Genomic DNA, 16,367 nt, shown 5'->3' on the forward strand with positions numbered 1-16,367 from the left:
CACACTGACATATGATTAAGGGATATTTTTTTCAAAAGGAAAGTGGCGTGAAGATTTATCTGGTCGGTGGTGCTGTTCGGGATGCGTTATTAGGGCTACCGATTAAAGATAAAGATTGGGTCGTTGTCGGCGCCACGCCGCAAGGAATGCTCGACGCGGGTTACCAACAGGTAGGCCGCGATTTTCCCGTGTTTCTGCATCCGCAAACCCGGGAAGAGTATGCGTTGGCGCGTACTGAACGTAAATCAGGTTCGGGATATACCGGATTCACCTGCTACGCCGCGCCAGATGTGACGCTGGAGGCCGATCTTCAGCGGCGCGACCTGACCATCAACGCAATGGCCCGCGATGACAACGGGGAGATTATCGACCCGTATAACGGACGCGACGATCTGGAAAACCGCCTGCTGCGTCATGTTTCCCCGGCTTTTAGCGAAGATCCACTGCGCGTGCTGCGCGTAGCGCGCTTTGCTGCCCGCTATGCGCACCTTGGCTTTCGTATTGCCGACGAAACCATGACGCTGATGCGCGATATGAACGCCGCTGGCGAGCTGGAACACTTGACGCCAGAGCGCGTGTGGAAAGAAACGGAAAGCGCCTTAACCACCCGCAACCCACAGGTATTTTTTCAGGTCCTGCGCGACTGCGGCGCACTGCACGTTCTGTTTCCTGAAGTGGATGCTCTGTTCGGCGTTCCCGCGCCCGCGCAGTGGCACCCGGAAATTGATACCGGTATTCACACGCTGATGACGCTGTCGATGGCAGCCATGTTAAGCCCGGAGGTCGACGTGCGTTTCGCCACGCTGTGCCACGATCTTGGCAAAGCATTAACGCCTAAAGCGCTATGGCCGCGCCATCATGGCCACGGTCCGGCGGGCGTTAAGCTGGTCGAGCAACTGTGTCAGCGCCTGCGCGTGCCGAATGACATCCGTGATTTAGCCAAACTGGTGGCCGAGTTCCACGACCTCATTCATACCTTCCCGATCCTGCAACCGAAAACCATCGTTAAGCTGTTTGATTCCATCGATGCATGGCGCAAACCGCAGCGCGTGGAGCAAATCGCCCTCACCAGCGAGGCCGACGTGCGTGGGCGAACCGGTTTTGAAGCGGCGGATTACCCGCAAGGCAGGCTGTTGCGTGAAGCCTGGCTGGTTGCACAGGCGGTTCCCACGAAAGATGTCGTGGAAGCGGGATTCAAAGGTCAGGCAATTCGTGAAGAACTGACCCGGCGTCGCATTGCGGCGGTGGCCAACTGGAAGGAGAAGCGGTGTCCTAAACCTGCCCATTAAACTGACGTTGCCGGATGGCGGCATAAATGCCTTATCCGGCCTACATATTACGCCCGTAGGCCGGATAAGCGCAGCGCCATCCGGCATTTAGTGGCGATCAGAAAAAAACCACATAGACGGCAGCCGCCACAACAAAGCGGTAAATCGCAAACGGAATGAACGAGATACGCTTAATCAGCTGCAGGAAGGTTTTGATCGCGACCAGCGCCACGATAAACGCCGTCACAAAACCGACTGCAAACATCGGTAAATCTGATGCGCTAAGGAACGACCAGCTCTTGTAGAGATCCAGCGCCGTCGCTCCCATCATCATCGGCACCGCCAGCAGGAATGAAAACTCAGAAGCCGCATAACGGCTCACGCCCATCAGCATGCCGCCAGAAATCGTCGCCCCTGAGCGAGAAAAACCCGGCCACAGCGCCAGACACTGAAAACAGCCAATCATAAACGCCTGGCGATAGGTCATATCATCCAGACCCGGCGCGCGCGGCTCTTTCGGCTTCAGGCATTCTGCGGCAATCAGCAGTACCCCCCCCACCACCAGCGCATACATCACATTGATCGGGTTAAACAGCGACTTGATAGTGTCGTGGAACACCAGTCCCAGTACAACCGCCGGAATCATCCCCAACAGGATATGCCCCAGCGTCAGCCGACCTTTGCCAGTACCTTCATGCGGGGCCTTGCCGAAGTGAATGCCGATCAGGCCAAACAAACGTCGCCAGAACATCACCACCACTGCCAGAATAGATCCCAACTGGATCACCACCTCGAATGTTTTTGCGGTATCACCCTCAAAACCCAACAGGTGGCCAACAATAATCATATGGCCGGTGCTGGAAACGGGTAAAAATTCCGTCAATCCTTCGACCACACCCAAAATTGCCGCCACCAGCAGCGAGTGCATATCACTCATTAATAAACCCCTAGATAGAGAAAACACGGCAAAAAAGAGCCGACGAAAGGACTCTTTTATACCCGTTTGATTTAGAAATTATTAAATTAATTATTTTCTTTCAGATTATTGCCACGCTCAATGACGACCCCGACGTTTGCCGCACGGGCTACCGCGCCAGGTTTGCTGAGTTTGATCCGCACCCACGGTGAATTAAAGCGGTTAAGTAGCAAATCCGCCACCTCTTCCGCCACACGTTCTACCAGCGCAAAACGCCCACCTTCCACATGATTAACAACCGTTTGAGCAATATCAGCATAGCTCAGGCAATCAGCCACATCATCGCTTTTAGCTGATTTGCGGTTATCCCATGCCATTTCGATATCGAACACCAACCGTTGTTCGATCGTTTGTTCCCAGTCGTAAACACCAATAGTGGTGATTACAGAAAGTTGCTCTATAAATACAATATCCATCACGACCTGCCTGCTTTTTGGCTAACCCGGATACCACTTCCGGCGAAATATGCGTATTATCCACAGAAGTAGCGTTTTACACGACATTTTCAAAACGGAACAGCTTATGAGTGCAATCGCGCCTGGAATGATTATCTTCGCGTATCTCTGTGGCTCAATTTCCAGTGCTATTCTGGTATGCCGCCTTGCTGGATTGCCGGACCCGCGCGACAGCGGCTCTGGGAATCCAGGCGCGACAAACGTGCTGCGCATCGGTGGCAAGGGAGCCGCCGTCGCGGTACTGATTTTCGACGTCCTGAAAGGTATGTTACCCGTCTGGGGTGCCTATGCGCTAGGCGTCAGCCCCTTCTGGCTGGGATTGATCGCAATCGCCGCCTGTCTGGGACACATTTGGCCGGTATTTTTCGGCTTTAAAGGTGGAAAAGGCGTTGCCACCGCCTTTGGCGCAATTGCGCCGATTGGCTGGGACTTAACCGGCGTGATGGCCGGAACCTGGCTACTAACCGTCCTGTTAAGCGGCTACTCGTCGTTAGGCGCTATCGTCAGTGCGCTGATCGCCCCTTTTTACGTCTGGTGGTTCAATCCCCAGTTCACTTTCCCGGTGTCCATGTTGTCGTGCTTAATTCTGCTTCGTCACCATGACAACATTCAGCGTCTGTGGCGTCGTCAGGAGCCGAAGATCTGGACCAAGCTAAAGAAAAAACGCGAAAGAGACCCTGAGTGATTTTATTGTCGGATAGCGACGCGTCGGCGTCTTATCCGGCCTCGGGGATGTGATACCCCTCCACCGGTTTGCCTAATCGGTTCTGACACCACGTCGCCAGAAACTCCACGCACACGCGAAGCTTCACGCTGCGATACAGCGGCTCCTGATAAACCGCCCAGATATTAGCGCTCTGCGCATAGTCCGGCAGCACCCGCTCCAGTTCACCGCTGGCCAGAAACGGTTGTACGTCCCATTCAGAACGCAGCATGATCCCTTTTCCCTGTAGCGCCCACTGCAGCACAATCTCACCGCTGTTAGAAGAAAGATGTCCCGCCACCTTAACCGACTTTTTCTCCTGACCGTTATCCAGTTCCCACACTCCGTGAGTCATATCCCGTTCTTTGGTGACCAGACAATCATGCCGAATTAATTCCTGTAACGTCGTCGGCTCACCGTATTTTTGTAAATACGTCGGTGCTGCGCATAATATCCTTTTATTTTTCGTTAACAAATGAGCAATATAATAATCAGGAATTTCATCATTGATACGAATATCCAAATCGATATTATCCTGCGCCAAATCAATTTGCCGATCGTAAAGTTCAAAATGTACCTGTAATTCAGGATAGCTGTGCATCAATTCTGTAATTGCCGGTGCAATATAACTGCGCCCAAAACCAAAGCTACAGCCGATACGAATCATCCCTGCCGGACGCGTTTTGAGTTGCGTAACGTCATCGACCAGATGTTGATAACCTGCGAGGATCGCCTGCGCATGTTCATAGCAACGTTGACCACTCTCCGTTAGCGCCACGCCGCGCGCCGAGCGGCTTAGCAACGTAGCCCCTAGCGTGGACTCGAGGATCTGAATGCGCTTCGTCACAAACGCTGGCGTCTGGCCCAGCGTCGCAGCGGCGGCGCTAAAGCTGCCGCTATGAACAATTTCAACCAGCACCTGTAGGTCTTTCGCCAGGGGATACGTATTCAGCATGATCGGTAATCCGTAATGTGATTAACCGCAGTGTAATTCTCCCATACGTATTAAACCCTGCCCTGGCGCAATTTTTATTGCCTTATCTGGACATCATTCACGAACTGTTAATTAGATATTCACAGTGCCAAATAATATAAAACCACATTTTTAGTGGTAGTTTGTGGCGGAGAATTTATTTCCAGACAAATAAAAGAACTGGAGTTAATAAGATGAGCAATCAAAATAACCAACATGCGATAACTACGCTGACGAACATTGTCGCCGACTTTACCGCCATGATTTCTACCCGCATGCCTGACGATGTTGTGGATAAATTAAAACAGCTGCGTGAAGGCGAAACCTCGCCGATGGGTAAAATCATCTACCACACCATGTTTGACAACATGCAGAAAGCTATCGACCTGAACCGCCCAGCCTGTCAGGACACCGGGGAGATTATGTTCTTCGTGAAGGTCGGTTCCCGTTTTCCGCTACTTGGCGAACTGCAAAGCATTCTGAAACAGGCTGTTGAAGATGCCACGGTAAAAGCGCCGCTGCGCCATAACGCGGTTGAGATTTTTGACGAAGTGAATACCGGAAAAAATACCGGTACCGGTGTGCCGTGGGTCACATGGGACATCATCCCTGATAACGATGACGCGGAAATCGAAGTCTACATGGCAGGCGGCGGCTGTACGCTGCCGGGGCGCTCGAAAGTGTTAATGCCTTCTGAAGGCTACGAAGGCGTGGTGAAATTTGTCTTCGAAAATATCTCCACGCTGGCAGTTAACGCCTGTCCTCCGGTGCTGGTGGGCGTGGGTATTGCCACCTCTGTAGAAACCGCTGCCGTGCTTTCTCGTAAAGCGGTGCTGCGCCCAATCGGATCACGCCATCCAAACCCAAAAGCGGCAGAACTGGAACTGCGCCTGGAAGAAGGACTTAACCGTCTGGGCATTGGGCCGCAAGGGTTGACCGGGAATAGCTCAGTGATGGGCGTACATATCGAATCCGCCGCGCGCCACCCGTCGACTATCGGCGTTGCCGTCTCTACCGGCTGCTGGGCGCATCGTCGCGGCACGCTGTTGGTTCATGCCGACCTCTCCTTCGAAAACCTGTCTCACACCCGGAGCGCGTTATGAAAAAGATCCTCACAACCCCGATCAAAACCGAAGATCTGGCAGACATTCGCGTTGGCGATGTCATTTACCTGACCGGCACGCTGGTGACCTGCCGTGACGTTTGCCACCGTCGCCTGATCGAACTGAAGCGCCCGATTCCTTATGACCTGAACGGCAAAGCCATTTTCCATGCGGGCCCGATCGTCCGTAAAAACGGTGAAAAATGGGAGATGGTCTCCGTCGGCCCAACTACCAGCATGCGTATGGAAGCGTTTGAGAAAGACTTTATCGAGCAGACGGGCGTCAAGCTGGTGGTCGGCAAAGGCGGCATGGGGCCGCTGACGGAAGAAGGCTGCAAACAGTTCAAAGCGCTGCACGTCATCTTCCCGGCTGGCTGTGCGGTCGTGGCGGCTACTCAGGTTGAAGAAATTGAAGAGGTACACTGGACCGAACTCGGCATGCCGGAATCTCTGTGGGTATGCAGGGTAAAAGAGTTCGGCCCGCTGATCGTTTCCATCGATACTCACGGTAATAACCTGATTGCCGAAAACAAAAAGCTGTTCGCTGAACGTCGCGATCCTATCGTCGAAGAAATCTGCGAGCACGTGCACTACATCAAATAATAACCCTCCCGGAGGGGCGTAACGCCTCTCCCTCTTCGCAGGGATACAACAATGGCACCTTTAGCTGGTTGGTGGCGATACCTGGCTCCGCTGGTGGTTATCGCCATTATTGCTGTTCTGCCCGTCCCCACCGGTCTTGAGAGTCACACCTGGCTCTATTTTGCCGTCTTTACCGGTGTGATTATCGGGCTTATTCTGGAACCTGTACCGGGCGCGGTGGTGGCGATGATTGGCATTTCGATCATCGCTGTCCTTTCACCGTGGCTGCTGTTCAGTCCGGAGCAACTCGCGCAGGACGGTTTTAAATTTACCGCCAAATCGCTGTCGTGGGCGGTATCTGGATTCTCAAACTCGGTCATCTGGCTGATCTTCGCGGCCTTTATGTTTGGTACTGGCTATGAGAAAACCGGCCTTGGTCGGCGAATCGCGCTGATGCTGGTGAAAAAGATGGGGCACCGGACGTTATTTCTCGGCTATGCGGTGATGTTCTCCGAACTTATCCTCGCTCCCGTCACGCCTTCCAACTCCGCGCGCGGAGCCGGAATAATCTACCCGATTATCCGCAACCTGCCGCCGCTGTATAACTCGCAGCCCAATAGCGCCAGTTCACGCTCCATTGGCTCGTACATCATGTGGATGGGCATTGTCGCTGACTGCGTTACCAGCGCTATTTTCTTAACGGCGATGGCACCGAATCTGCTGTTGATCGGCCTGATGAAAGGCGCGTCCCACACGGCGCTGAGCTGGGGCGACTGGTTCTTAGGCATGCTACCGCTGAGCATTTTACTGGTGCTGATCGTGCCGTGGCTGGCGTACGTGCTGTATCCACCGGTACTGAAATCCGGCGATCAGGTTCCACTTTGGGCGGATACAGAGCTAAAAGCGATGGGACAGCTCTGCGCTCGCGAGAAAAAGATGCTGGTACTGATGGTCGGCGCACTGGTGCTGTGGATTTTTGGCGGCGATTTTATTGACGCTGCGATGGTCGGATACAGCGTAGTGGCGTTGATGCTGGTTTTGCGCATCATCAACTGGGATGACATCGTCAGTAATAAAGCCGCATGGAACGTCTTTTTCTGGCTGGCCTCGCTGATAACGCTCGCCACCGGGCTCAATAACACCGGCTTTATCACCTGGTTCGGCAAGCTGCTGGCAAACGGGCTGAGTGGCTATTCGCCGGTAATGGTGATGGTGGCGCTGATCGTGGTGTTCTATCTGCTGCGCTACTTCTTCGCCAGCGCCACGGCGTATACCTCTGCCCTCGCACCGATGATGATTGCCGCCGCGCTGGCAATGCCGGAAATCCCATTACCGGTCTTCTGCCTGATGGTCGGCGCCGCTATTGGTCTGGGCAGCATTCTGACCCCGTACGCCACCGGTCCTAGCCCTATCTACTACGGCAGCGGCTATTTGCCGACGGTGGATTACTGGCGGCTCGGCGCTATTTTTGGCCTGATTTTCCTCGTGCTGCTGGTGATCACCGGTCTGATCTGGATGCCCCTCGTTTTACTGTAATCTCCCATTGGGCGGCATATTGTCGCCCCTTAATCCATAAGCTTCTCATATGATCGATTTCCCGTTGCGCTGAGGCATACTTTTTTGTATGCAAACACCCTCATGCTGATAGGGGAAACGCTCTGGACACGGTTGCGCACGAGACACTCACACGAGGCTGGCAGGCCGAACTGGAACTGCATTTTTCCTGCACCGGGCACAAAACGGTGCTCGCCTCGGCGCGTCATCATGGTCCATTGACAGTTCAGCGCCCGTTTTACCCGGAAGAGGACGTCTGCCACCTCTATTTGCTGCATCCACCTGCGGGGATCGTTGGCGGGGATGAGCTTCATATTGCCGTCACACTCGACGAAAACAGCCATGCGTTAATCACCCAGCCCGGCGCGGGCAAGTTTTATCGCAGTCGAGGGCCACAAGCTTTGCTGCGCCAGCATTTTACCCTCGCCTCGCACGCCACGCTGGAGTGGCTGCCGCAGGATACGATCCTCTTTCCCGGCGCCAACGCCGCTATTCAGACCGTCTTTCATCTGACATCCGCAAGTCGCCTGCTGGCCTGGGATCTGCTGTGTCTTGGCCGACCGGTTATGCAGGAAACTTTCAGCCACGGCCTGCTGCAAAATCGCCTGGAAGTGTGGCGAGATGGGCTGCCGCTGCTGATAGAACGCTTGATATTGCAGGAGGGGAATCTGAGCGGCGTCGCGCATCATCCCTGGGTCGGCACGTTGCTGTGTTATCCGGCCAACGAACACATGCTGGAGGGCTCGCGGGAGCGGCTTATGGCGCTTGGCGATTACGCCGGGGCAACGCTTAACGACTCGCTGCTGACAATCCGTTTTCTTGCTAACGACAACCTGGTTGTTCAGCGCGTTATGCGTGACATCTGGCAATTTTTGCGCCCGCTGCTGACACATAAAACGCCTGTACTACCGAGAATCTGGCACACCTAAGAGAACCCTTATGGAACTGACCCCCAGAGAAAAAGATAAGTTGTTGCTGTTTACCGCCGCGCTGGTGGCGGAACGTCGCCTGGCCCGCGGGCTGAAGCTGAACTACCCGGAATCGGTGGCGCTGATTAGCGCTTTCATCATGGAAGGGGCGCGCGACGGGCAAACTGTAGCCGCGCTGATGGAGGACGGGCGTCACGTCCTGCGCCGCGATCAGGTGATGGAAGGCGTACCGGAAATGATCCCGGATATTCAGGTTGAAGCCACGTTTCCGGACGGATCGAAGCTGGTCACGGTCCACAATCCGATCGTCTAAGGAGCGACAATGATCCCAGGTGAATATCAGATCGTAAAAGGCAGTATCGCACTTAATCAGGGGCGAGAGATCTGCACGATCGTGGTGGAAAATCATGGCGACAGGCCCATCCAGGTGGGATCGCACTATCACTTTTTCGAAGTGAACCCGGCGCTGCGCTTTGACAGGCTGGCCGCACGCGGCTTTCGTCTGAACATTGCTGCGGGCACAGCGGTGCGTTTTGAGCCAGGACAAAAACGCGAAGTCGAACTGGTGCGCGTTGCTGGCGCACAAAGGATCGTGGGTTTTCGCAGCGAAGTGATGGGCGCGCTGGAGGCAGATAATGAGTGACATTTCCCGGCAGGCGTACGCCGACATGTTTGGCCCAACCACTGGCGATAAAGTGCGCCTGGCGGATACCGACCTGTGGATCGAAGTGGAAAAAGACTTCACCACCTACGGTGAAGAGGTCAAATTCGGCGGCGGAAAAGTGATCCGCGACGGCATGGGCCAGGGGCAAATGCGCGCCGATGCATGTGTGGATCTGGTGATAACCAACGCGCTGATCGTCGATCACTGGGGGATCGTGAAAGCGGATATTGGTATCAAAGCCGGCAGGATCTTCGCCATCGGAAAGGCAGGTAATCCCGATATTCAGCCCAACGTTACGATCCCGATAGGCGTGGGAACTGAAGTCATCGCCGGGGAAGGCAAGATCGTCACCGCAGGCGGCGTGGATACGCATATTCACTGGATCTGCCCACAGCAGGCGCAAGAGGCGCTGGTTTCCGGCGTGACGACGATGATCGGCGGCGGCACCGGTCCGGCCGCGGGCACTCACGCCACCACCTGTACGCCGGGTCCGTGGTACATCGCACGCATGCTGCAGGCAGCGGACACGTTACCGGTTAACATCGGTTTACTGGGCAAAGGTAACGGCTCAAATCCTGACGCCTTGCGCGAGCAAATCACTGCAGGCGCAATTGGCCTGAAAATCCATGAAGACTGGGGCGCCACACCCGCCGCTATCGACTGCGCGCTGACCGTGGCCGACGAAATGGACATCCAGGTAGCGCTGCACAGCGACACGCTCAATGAGTCCGGTTTCGTGGAAGATACGCTGGCGGCGATTGGCGATCGCACCATTCATACTTTTCACACCGAAGGCGCGGGCGGCGGTCATGCGCCGGATATCATCACCGCCTGCGCGCATCCGAATATCCTGCCCTCCTCTACGAACCCGACGCTGCCCTATACCATCAACACCATCGACGAGCATCTCGACATGCTGATGGTTTGCCACCATCTCGATCCAGATATCGCCGAAGACGTAGCCTTTGCCGAATCACGCATTCGCCGGGAAACGATCGCTGCCGAAGATGTGCTGCATGACATTGGCGCCTTTTCCCTGACCTCGTCCGATTCACAGGCAATGGGGCGCGTGGGCGAAGTGATCCTGCGCACCTGGCAGGTGGCACACCGTATGAAGGCGCAGCGTGGACCTTTGGCAGAAGAAACCGGCGACAACGACAACCTGCGCGTTAAACGCTACGTCGCCAAATACACCATCAATCCGGCGCTAACCCACGGTATCGCCCATGAAGTCGGCTCCGTTGAACCTGGCAAACTGGCCGATCTGGTGCTGTGGTCACCGGCATTCTTTGGCGTAAAACCGGCGACGATCGTTAAAGGCGGGATGATCGTCTGTGCGCCGATGGGCGACATCAATGCCTCGATTCCCACCCCACAGCCGGTGCATTACCGCATGATGTTCGGCGCACTTGGCGCAGCGCGGCATCACACCCGGCTGACCTTTATTTCGCAGGCCGCTGATGCGCAAAACATCGCGCAGCAGCTCAACCTGCAAAGCGCCATCGCCGTCGTTAAAGGCTGCAGAACAGTGAAAAAGGCCAACATGATCCACAACGACCTGCAACCCAATATCACCGTCGATGCTCAGACCTACGAGGTGCGTATTGATGGCGAACTGATTACCAGCGAACCGGCAAACGTTTTGCCGATGGCACAACGCTATTTTCTGTTTTGAGGAGTGACGATGATCTACCTGACCCAACGCCTTGACCACGCTCACTGCGTCACCGCAAGCGTCACGCTACCCATTGATATGCGGGTAAAAAGTCGTGCCAGAGTGGCGCTGAACGACGGTCGCGAAGCCGGGCTGATGCTACCGCGCGGTTTGCTGTTACGCGGTGGCGACCTGCTGACCACCGACGATGGCAGCGAGGTGATCGAAGTGATCGCCGCGCCGGAGTCGGTTTCCGTGGTGCGCTGCGCCGATCCTTTCCTACTCGCCAAAGCCTGTTATCACCTCGGCAATCGCCACGTTCCGCTGCAAATCCTGCCGGATGAGCTGCGCTACCACCACGATCATGTGCTGGACGCCATGCTGCGCCAGTTCAACCTCGAGGTGACGTTCGCTCAACTACCGTTTGAACCGGAAGCAGGCGCTTATGCCAGTGAATCACACGGGCATCATCACGGCCATGCGCACTGATGCATAACACCCAACAGTTGCGTCTGATGCAGCTCGCCAGCAGCGCACTCCCGGTGGGGTCGTTTACCTGGTCCCAGGGTCTGGAATGGGCGGTGGAGATTGGCTGGGTGAAAAGCGTCGATGACTTCTCTGACTGGCAAATTCAGCAGATGGAGCAGAACTTTTTTACCGTCGACCTACCGCTGCTGGCGAGACTGTATCGCGCCTGCGAGCAGGACGATCTCGACGCCGCGCGCCGCTGGAGCGCTTACCTGTTGGCCTGCCGGGAAACTCGCGAACTGCGGGATGAAGAACGCAGTCGGGGCGCGGCGTTTACGCGGCTGGTCACCGACTGGGAGGCGGATTGCTCGCGAGAGTGGCGCACTCTCTTCACCGACAGCCAATTCTGCGGCATGGCCTGGCTGGCCGTGCGCTGGAGAATTCCCCTGACCGAACTGGCGTTAAGCCTCGGCTACAGCTGGATTGAGAGCGCTGTGATGGCTGGCGTCAAGCTGGTTCCTTTTGGACAACAGGCGGCCCAGCGTTTGATTATTGCGCTCTGCGATCGCTATGCGCAGGGTCTGGCACAGGCGCTGGCGACGCCTGACGCCAGTCTCGGCTCCGCAACGCCGTTGGCCGCTATCGCGTCTGCCCGGCATGAAACCCAATATTCCCGATTATTCCGCTCCTGAGGAGAAAAAATGAGTAACTACAAGCATCCCCTGCGTGTGGGCGTTGGCGGCCCGGTCGGCTCCGGCAAAACGGCGCTGCTGGAAGCGTTATGCAAATCCATGCGCAGCAGCTATCAACTGGCGGTGGTGACCAACGATATCTACACCAAAGAAGATCAGCGCATTCTCACCGAGGCGGGCGCACTGGAGCCAGACCGGATCGTCGGTGTGGAAACCGGCGGCTGCCCGCATACCGCCATCCGCGAAGATGCGTCGATGAATCTGGCTGCCGTAGAGGCGCTGAGCGAGAAATTCGGCAATCTGGATCTGATTTTTGTGGAAAGCGGTGGCGATAACCTGAGCGCCACCTTCAGTCCGGAATTAGCGGATCTGACGATCTATGTGATCGACGTTGCCGAAGGCGAGAAGATCCCGCGTAAAGGCGGTCCGGGGATCACTAAATCCGATTTTCTGGTTATCAATAAAACCGATCTGGCCCCTTACGTCGGCGCCTCGCTGGAGGTGATGGAACGCGATACCCTGCGTATGCGCGGGGAGCGTCCATGGACGTTCAGCAATTTAAAATCCGGAGAGGGTCTGGAAAAAATTATCGCGTTTCTGGAAGAGAAAGGAATGCTGCGGATGTAGCGTCTTGCCCGGTAACATTGCGCCACCGGGCAAAAAATCACGCCGCCGGTAATTCCGCCAGCGGCCAGCGTGGGCGCACGGTTACGCCAAGATCCGCCGTTGCGCCCGCTTTAAAACGCACCATGCCCGCGTAGGCGATCATCGCCCCGTTGTCGGTACAAAATTCCGGACGCGCGTAAAATACTTCGCCACGACGTTTTTGCATCATCTCGGCCAGTTTTGCGCGTAGCGTACGGTTAGCGCTCACGCCCCCCGCCATCACCAGACGTTTAAAACCGGTTTGATCCAGCGCGCGTTTGCACTTGATCATCAGCGTATCAACTACCGCATCTTCAAAGGCACGGGCGATATCTGCGCGCGTCTGATCGTCATTTTCGTTATTACGAATGGTATTCGCGGCAAAGGTTTTCAGCCCGGAGAAGCTGAAATCCAGCCCCGGACGATCGGTCATCGGGCGCGGGAAGACAAAGCGTTTTTCAACGCCTTGCGAGGCCAGCTTTGACAGCATTGGACCGCCAGGATAATCCAGTCCCAGCAGCTTGGCGGTTTTGTCGAACGCTTCGCCAGCAGCATCATCAATCGATTCGCCGAGTAATTCATACTGACCGATACCGGTGACGCTAATCAGCTGCGTGTGACCGCCAGAAACCAGCAGCGCGACGAACGGAAAAGCAGGCGGATTATCTTCCAGCATTGGCGCCAGCAGATGCCCTTCCATGTGGTGTACAGGAATTGCCGGTACGCCCCAGGCGAACGCCAGCGAACGTCCTACGGTTGCGCCAACCAGCAGCGCGCCAACCAGACCAGGACCTGCGGTATACGCCACCGCATCGATCTCTTTTGCCGTCAGTCCCGCCTCTTTCAGCGCGGCCTGGATCAGCGGTACGGTTTTACGTACGTGATCGCGCGAGGCCAGTTCTGGCACTACGCCGCCGTAGTCAGCGTGTAATTTCACCTGACTATACAATTGGTTGGCTAAAAGACCTTTTTCATCGTCGTAAATGGCGATGCCGGTTTCATCGCAGGATGTTTCAATACCCAGTACACGCATGACTTGTTTTACCTCGCTCTATTACCGCGCAGTGTAGGACCAATGCGGGTTGATGTAAAACTTTGTTCGCCCCAGGAGTTCCGCTCGTGTATACTCCTTGTCCTTATAAAAGTCCCTTTCAAAATCGCGTCGGTGCTTTACAAAGCAGCAGCAATTGCAGTAAAATTCCGCACCATTTTGAAATAAGCTGGCGTTGATGCCAGCGGCAAACCGAATTTATTAAAGGTGAGAGTTACATGCCGGTAATTAAAGTACGTGAAAACGAGCCGTTCGACGTAGCACTGCGTCGCTTCAAGCGTTCATGCGAAAAAGCAGGTGTTCTGGCGGAAGTTCGTCGTCGTGAGTTCTATGAAAAACCGACTACCGAACGTAAGCGCGCTAAAGCTTCTGCTGTGAAACGTCACGCGAAGAAACTGGCTCGCGAAAACGCACGCCGTACTCGTCTGTACTAATCCATTGAGAGCCAAAGCTCTCAATTCAGACTGAGTTGTAGTTGTAAGGCCGTGCTTCCGGAAGGAATGCGCGGCTTATTTTCGTTTATACACGTCATCATTCAAGCTGCCTCAGTGTTGGCTGCAGTCGCTCACCCCAGACACGTACTGCTGTACGCTCCTGAGGATTCGCTTCCTTGCCGCCTTGATGCATCCTGAATGATTTTGTGTATATGAGTCATCAAAAAACAGGGGCTTATGGCTGGACGAATTCCTCGCGTTTTTATCAATGACCTGCTGGCAAGAACCGACATCGTCGATCTCATCGACGCGCGGGTAAAGCTGAAAAAGCAGGGCAAAAATTATCACGCGTGCTGTCCGTTCCATAACGAAAAAACCCCCTCTTTCACCGTAAACGGTGAAAAACAGTTTTATCACTGCTTTGGGTGTGGCGCGCATGGCAACGCCGTCGACTTTCTCATGAACTACGACAAGCTCGAGTTTGTGGAAACCGTCGAAGAACTGGCCGCAATGCACAACCTTGAAGTGCCCTATGAAGCAGGCAGTGGCCCCAGTCAGATAGAGCGCCATCAACGGCAAAGCCTTTATCAATTGATGGATGGCCTGAACACTTTTTATCAACAGTCTTTGATGCAACCCGCCGCTACCCCTGCGCGCCAGTACCTGGAAAAGCGAGGATTAAGTAGCGACGTTATCACCCGTTTTGCTATTGGTTTTGCGCCCCCCGGCTGGGACAACGTCCTGAAACGGTTTGGCGGCAATGCTGAAAATCGCAAATCGCTGGTTGATGCGGGGATGTTGGTCACCAACGATCAGGGACGCAGTTACGATCGCTTCCGCGAACGGGTGATGTTCCCCATCCGCGACAAACGTGGTCGGGTCATTGGTTTTGGTGGACGCGTGCTGGGCGATGCCCTGCCGAAGTATCTGAACTCCCCGGAAACCGATATTTTCCATAAAGGTCGCCAGCTGTATGGTCTTTATGAAGCCCAGCAGGATAACGCCGATCCACAGCGCCTGTTAGTGGTAGAAGGCTATATGGATGTGGTGGCGCTGGCGCAATACGGCATTAACTACGCCGTGGCATCCCTTGGGACGTCGACCACCGCCGATCACATCCAACTGTTGTTCCGCGCGACGAACAACGTAATTTGCTGTTACGACGGCGACCGTGCCGGACGCGACGCAGCATGGCGCGCGCTGGAAACCGCACTGCCCTATATGACAGACGGACGCCAGCTACGCTTTATGTTTTTACCTGACGGCGAAGATCCCGATACGCTAGTGCGCAAAGAAGGGAAAGAGGCCTTTGAAGCGCGGATGGAGCAGGCGCTGCCGCTCTCTGCGTTTTTATTTAACAGCCTGTTGCCGCAGGTGGATTTGAGTACCCCAGACGGACGCGCACAGCTCAGCACGCTGGCATTACCGCTGATTACTCAAGTACCAGGCGAAACGTTGCGCATTTACCTGCGACAGGAGTTGGGAAACAAGCTCGGCATTCTGGATGACAGCCAGCTTGAACGTTTAATGCCAAAACTGGCAGAAAATGGGGCTTCCCGCCCTGTTCCACAGCTAAAACGTACGACCATGCGTATACTTATAGGGTTGCTGGTGCAGAACCCGGAGCTCGCCCCGCTGGTTCCACCGTTAGGCGCACTGGATAGCAATAAGCTGCCTGGACTTGGCTTATTCAGAGAACTGGTCAACACTTGTCTGGCTCAGCCAGGTCTGACCACCGGGCAACTTTTAGAACACTATCGTGGCACAAATGATGCTGCGACCCTTGAAAAACTGTCGATGTGGGACGATATAGCAGATAAAGATATCGCAGAAAAAACCTTCACCGACTCACTCAACCATATGTTTGATTCGATGCTTGAACTGCGCCAGGAAGAGTTGATAGCTCGTGAGCGCACACACGGTTTAAGCAGCGAAGAACGCCGGGAACTCTGGACGCTGAACCAGGAACTGGCCAAGAAATAAGAGAAAGACAAAACAAAGACAAAATCATTCGCGTTGTATCAAGGCAGCAAGTAAACGAACGCAGCTAACGCAGAGACAACGTGAAAGATGAAATATTTAACGGCTTAACTGCCGAATATCGATCGGGAAGCCCCCGACAGCCGCACGGAGAGGCAGCGGCAAAATATAAGTATGCCCTCGTTTTGCCGTTGGCGGTTTTACCGCCCAACACCAATCAAACGAATTAAGTGTGGA

At 55.0% G+C, this 16,367-nt stretch carries 18 protein-coding genes; 14 read left to right on the top strand and 4 right to left on the bottom strand.

The window, feature by feature from the left end:
• Positions 1 to 47: 47 nt before the first annotated feature.
• Complete coding sequence (locus tag WC1_RS04605; protein ID WP_016150993.1) at positions 48 to 1,289, top strand: multifunctional CCA addition/repair protein; 1,242 nt, start codon at positions 48 to 50, stop codon at positions 1,287 to 1,289.
• Positions 1,290 to 1,386: 97 nt separating this feature from the next.
• Here the strand turns inward: WC1_RS04605 and bacA are convergent, their stop codons facing one another.
• Positions 1,387 to 2,205 carry an undecaprenyl-diphosphate phosphatase gene (gene bacA, locus WC1_RS04600; protein ID WP_003838118.1) on the bottom strand — a complete coding sequence of 273 codons (819 nt, stop codon included), beginning with the start codon at positions 2,203 to 2,205 and terminating at the stop codon, positions 1,387 to 1,389.
• Between the two features lie 86 nt (positions 2,206 to 2,291).
• Entirely contained in the window at positions 2,292 to 2,660 is a 369-nt protein-coding gene (folB, locus tag WC1_RS04595) for a bifunctional dihydroneopterin aldolase/7,8-dihydroneopterin epimerase (protein ID WP_003838117.1), read from the bottom strand.
• Positions 2,661 to 2,766: 106 nt separating this feature from the next.
• Here folB and plsY point away from each other — a divergent pair, with 106 nt between their 5' ends.
• A complete protein-coding gene (gene plsY / locus WC1_RS04590) occupies positions 2,767 to 3,384 on the top strand; it encodes a glycerol-3-phosphate 1-O-acyltransferase PlsY (RefSeq protein WP_003828443.1) in 618 nt (205 codons plus the stop codon).
• A 31-nt stretch (positions 3,385 to 3,415) separates the two neighbouring features.
• Here the strand turns inward: plsY and WC1_RS04585 are convergent, their stop codons facing one another.
• Positions 3,416 to 4,357: an L-tartrate utilization transcriptional activator TtdR gene (locus tag WC1_RS04585; protein WP_016150994.1), complete on the bottom strand. Its 942-nt coding sequence runs from the start codon at positions 4,355 to 4,357 to the stop codon at positions 3,416 to 3,418.
• Positions 4,358 to 4,569: 212 nt separating this feature from the next.
• Here WC1_RS04585 and ttdA point away from each other — a divergent pair, with 212 nt between their 5' ends.
• The 10 genes from ttdA (at position 4,570) to ureG (ending at position 12,647) form a co-directional block, all read left to right on the top strand.
• A complete protein-coding gene (gene ttdA / locus WC1_RS04580; protein ID WP_016150995.1) occupies positions 4,570 to 5,478 on the top strand; it encodes a L(+)-tartrate dehydratase subunit alpha in 909 nt (302 codons plus the stop codon).
• Complete coding sequence (ttdB, locus tag WC1_RS04575; RefSeq protein WP_016150996.1) at positions 5,475 to 6,080, top strand: L(+)-tartrate dehydratase subunit beta; 606 nt, start codon at positions 5,475 to 5,477, stop codon at positions 6,078 to 6,080. Before ttdA ends, ttdB begins: the two co-directional genes overlap by 4 nt.
• A gap of 51 nt (positions 6,081 to 6,131) precedes the next feature.
• Positions 6,132 to 7,595: an anion permease gene (locus WC1_RS04570; protein WP_016150997.1), complete on the top strand. Its 1,464-nt coding sequence runs from the start codon at positions 6,132 to 6,134 to the stop codon at positions 7,593 to 7,595.
• Between the two features lie 122 nt (positions 7,596 to 7,717).
• A complete protein-coding gene (locus tag WC1_RS04565) occupies positions 7,718 to 8,542 on the top strand; it encodes an urease accessory protein UreD (protein ID WP_196809700.1) in 825 nt (274 codons plus the stop codon).
• A gap of 10 nt (positions 8,543 to 8,552) precedes the next feature.
• Positions 8,553 to 8,855: an urease subunit gamma gene (locus tag WC1_RS04560; RefSeq protein ID WP_003024678.1), complete on the top strand. Its 303-nt coding sequence runs from the start codon at positions 8,553 to 8,555 to the stop codon at positions 8,853 to 8,855.
• A 9-nt stretch (positions 8,856 to 8,864) separates the two neighbouring features.
• On the top strand, positions 8,865 to 9,185 hold the full coding sequence (locus WC1_RS04555; protein ID WP_016150999.1) for an urease subunit beta: 321 nt from the start codon (positions 8,865 to 8,867) through the stop codon (positions 9,183 to 9,185).
• Positions 9,178 to 10,881: an urease subunit alpha gene (ureC, locus tag WC1_RS04550; protein ID WP_016151000.1), complete on the top strand. Its 1,704-nt coding sequence runs from the start codon at positions 9,178 to 9,180 to the stop codon at positions 10,879 to 10,881. The genes WC1_RS04555 and ureC overlap by 8 nt, the downstream gene beginning before the upstream one ends.
• A 9-nt stretch (positions 10,882 to 10,890) precedes the next feature.
• Positions 10,891 to 11,349 (top strand): urease accessory protein UreE, encoded by a 459-nt coding sequence (gene ureE / locus WC1_RS04545; protein WP_016151001.1) that lies wholly within the window; start codon positions 10,891 to 10,893, stop codon positions 11,347 to 11,349.
• A complete protein-coding gene (locus tag WC1_RS04540) occupies positions 11,349 to 12,020 on the top strand; it encodes an urease accessory protein UreF (RefSeq protein ID WP_016151002.1) in 672 nt (223 codons plus the stop codon). The genes ureE and WC1_RS04540 overlap by 1 nt, the downstream gene beginning before the upstream one ends.
• 9 nt (positions 12,021 to 12,029) lie before the next feature.
• Positions 12,030 to 12,647 (top strand): urease accessory protein UreG, encoded by a 618-nt coding sequence (ureG, locus tag WC1_RS04535; protein WP_003024692.1) that lies wholly within the window; start codon positions 12,030 to 12,032, stop codon positions 12,645 to 12,647.
• Positions 12,648 to 12,684: 37 nt separating this feature from the next.
• Here ureG and tsaD read toward each other — a convergent pair whose 3' ends face one another.
• Positions 12,685 to 13,698: a tRNA (adenosine(37)-N6)-threonylcarbamoyltransferase complex transferase subunit TsaD gene (tsaD, locus tag WC1_RS04530; protein ID WP_003024694.1), complete on the bottom strand. Its 1,014-nt coding sequence runs from the start codon at positions 13,696 to 13,698 to the stop codon at positions 12,685 to 12,687.
• A gap of 236 nt (positions 13,699 to 13,934) precedes the next feature.
• Between tsaD and rpsU the strand changes: the two genes are divergently transcribed.
• Both rpsU and dnaG read left to right on the top strand, forming a co-directional pair.
• Positions 13,935 to 14,150: a 30S ribosomal protein S21 gene (rpsU, locus tag WC1_RS04525; RefSeq protein WP_001144069.1), complete on the top strand. Its 216-nt coding sequence runs from the start codon at positions 13,935 to 13,937 to the stop codon at positions 14,148 to 14,150.
• Between the two features lie 237 nt (positions 14,151 to 14,387).
• Positions 14,388 to 16,133 carry a DNA primase gene (gene dnaG / locus WC1_RS04520; RefSeq protein WP_003024697.1) on the top strand — a complete coding sequence of 582 codons (1,746 nt, stop codon included), beginning with the start codon at positions 14,388 to 14,390 and terminating at the stop codon, positions 16,131 to 16,133.
• Positions 16,134 to 16,367 lie beyond the last annotated feature (234 nt).

It is taken from the genome of Citrobacter sp. KTE30 (assembly GCF_000398825.1).
In the GTDB taxonomy this organism is placed as follows: Bacteria; Pseudomonadota; Gammaproteobacteria; order Enterobacterales; family Enterobacteriaceae; genus Citrobacter; species Citrobacter freundii.